At 55.4% G+C, this 2353-nt stretch carries 2 protein-coding genes; both read left to right on the forward strand.

Annotated features, from left to right (window positions below; genetic code table 11):
• Nucleotides 1–587: 587 nt before the first annotated feature.
• Nucleotides 588–1058 (forward strand): GFA family protein, encoded by a 471-nt coding sequence (locus P0D70_RS36395; RefSeq protein WP_408188081.1) that lies wholly within the window; start codon nucleotides 588–590, stop codon nucleotides 1056–1058.
• A 221-nt stretch (nucleotides 1059–1279) separates the two neighbouring features.
• Complete coding sequence (locus P0D70_RS36400) at nucleotides 1280–2245, forward strand: bifunctional GNAT family N-acetyltransferase/NUDIX hydrolase (RefSeq protein WP_408188082.1); 966 nt, start codon at nucleotides 1280–1282, stop codon at nucleotides 2243–2245.
• Nucleotides 2246–2353 lie beyond the last annotated feature (108 nt).

Genomic DNA, 2353 nt, shown 5'->3' on the forward strand with positions numbered 1-2353 from the left:
CTTGAATTCGCTTCCGGTGACTTTAACTGCGCTGCACCGATACCGACCGTTCAGCCTCAACTCGACGGCGTGTCGTGAGCGTGAGCATTCTTTCTGAGGGCCATTGCGACCGTTTCCTCGTTCACGATCGATGAGGTAACCAGGCTTGCGGTTCCTCACCAAGCGTGCTCAACTTTTTTCCTCGCAAGACAAGTGGCAGAAAATGTCTTTGTTTAGAATTCCGAACAGAGCGTGAATGAGGGAAATGACGTGGGACGGGTCACCAAGATTCTTTTTATCGCGGCGCTAATCGTATTTACAGCTTGCCTCGTAGTTGGGGCGCGGACATTCGTATGGCAGGGCATTAATTACGAATTTGCTCAGAAATGGATAAACCTTCAGCACTGAGCACCTTTTTATCGACGGTTGGTCAGCTTGCGGCGGTGTGAGATTCGCGCAGTCCATGCCGCTCGCATGGGGCAGTGATCGGCCCAGAAGTGAGCGTTCGACAATTGTCAACGGATCGTCGACAATTCGTCGCCGGCTCATGTACATACCGGGCTAACAAAACTCACCGATTCCAACCCGCGGCATCTAGGAGCCCTCGTATGCCCGCACCCTACATCGGCGGCTGCCTCTGTGGTCAGATTAAGTTTGAGCTCAGGCATGAGCCGCTCACTTTTTATGTTTGCCATTGCACTATATGTCAGCAGAGAACAGGCGGCGCTGCGCTACCTGTGATGTGGGTCCGTCGAGCCGATTTGCATGTTGTAGAAGGTGAGCCGATCATGCTGATATTTGACTTTGGTCGTGGGCAGCGGCGTAGCAAGGCATGTCCGCGCTGTGACACCCGGCTTTGGGCAGAGCCAAATGATCAGCCCCATTTGGCGATAGTCAGACCGGGGACATTACTGAACCAAAGCGAATTTACCCCTATAGCGCACATATTTACGCGTAGCAAACAGCCATGGTTTTTGATTCCAGACGGCGTTCCCACTTTTGAAGGACGGGTCGGCGACCAAGAGGAGTTGCTCCGGTTATGGCGTGAAAGGAAAGTGGACGGGAAACAAACGCAGTAGTGATGCAGGGTCACCAGTGACCGGGCCACGCGGCGACTCACACGTCGACGTCGACTTAATCTAATCACCTTCGGGCTGAGTTCTGCCCACACATGGAGACGTCCGGCACCGTCGCCTGGGTCGGCGACAGTCGATCGCCGACCACTTCGCTACCTGGGATTCGACAGATCTGGCGACGGCGATCGAATTGACCAACTTCACAACGGATGGAGCCCTAAACGATGACCTCAAAAAACATCCGCAGAGCAACAGCCGATGACGTACCGGCTGTTACACAGATCCGGAACGACGCGCATGCGAAAAAGGTGGCTCACGGCGACTATGCATGGGGCAAGGAAGGAGATGGCTTTTCCGAAGGATGGGTGCTAAACAGTCTCTCACGCAGAGCGGTGTATGTTGTGGAGCAGGACCGCATGCCCGTGGGGACGTTTTCTCTGGATTGGGATGATGAAGTGTACTGGGGAACTCAAGAGCCAATCGCGGGTTACGTGCATGGACTTTCTGTAAGAAAAGGCTTTAACGGCCTTGGACTTGGGAGTTTCATGATCGATTGGTGCGCTAACCAAGTCAGCATTCTGAACCGACATTTGGTTCGACTTGGTTGCGACGCGAGAAACACCGCGCTATGTGCCTACTATGAGTCGCTTGGCTTCGTCCGCGTAGGAGTCAAGCCAATGTCCGGGCATGGCGGCTATATTGATTCTCTGTACGAGAAATCCGTGAAATCTATGCGCGGGCGGCCCTCGGCCAGGCTTCTGATCACCACCCCAGAGCGGCGCGTGTTGTTGTTCCGTTTCGCGCATAAGTCTGGGGCGCTCGCTGGAAAGGCCTACTGGGCAACCCCGGGTGGCGGTGTCGAGCACGGCGAGACGTTTGCGGACGCAGCGATACGAGAGCTCCGTGAGGAAACAGGCATTCGCAATGCGCAAGTATCCCACCCGGTCGGCCGCCGCGAAGTGCCCTTGCAATTACCGGACGGCGAGCATGTGCTCGCGGTCGAACAGTATTTCGTCGTCAACGCTGAAACGGAATCCATTTCACGCGACGGTTGGACTGCGGAAGAGATGGAAGTCATGGCGGATCACAAATGGTGGAGCCGGGAGGAACTGTCTAGCACCAGCGAGACTATCTATCCGGAAGGACTAGTCGAGATGCTAGATGGGGCGGGCGTCTTTGGCACCGAATGACCGCTTTGAAGCAAAACGGATGACCGCTTCGGGTCGCGTGCTGCCGATCGCGACTACGCGAGAGTCGGGCAGTCTATACCGGTTGCATGAGGCAGTAATCGCCCCACT

Origin of the sequence: Paraburkholderia sp. RL17-381-BIF-C, assembly GCF_046026435.1 — a bacterium.
In the GTDB taxonomy this organism is placed as follows: domain Bacteria; phylum Pseudomonadota; class Gammaproteobacteria; order Burkholderiales; family Burkholderiaceae; genus Paraburkholderia.

Coding starts and splice junctions, on each gene's coding strand:
- P0D70_RS36395 (WP_408188081.1), top strand. CDS start 588: ATGCCCGCACCCTACATCGGCGGCTGCCTCTGTGGTCAGATTAAGTTT.
- P0D70_RS36400 (WP_408188082.1), top strand. CDS start 1,280: ATGACCTCAAAAAACATCCGCAGAGCAACAGCCGATGACGTACCGGCT.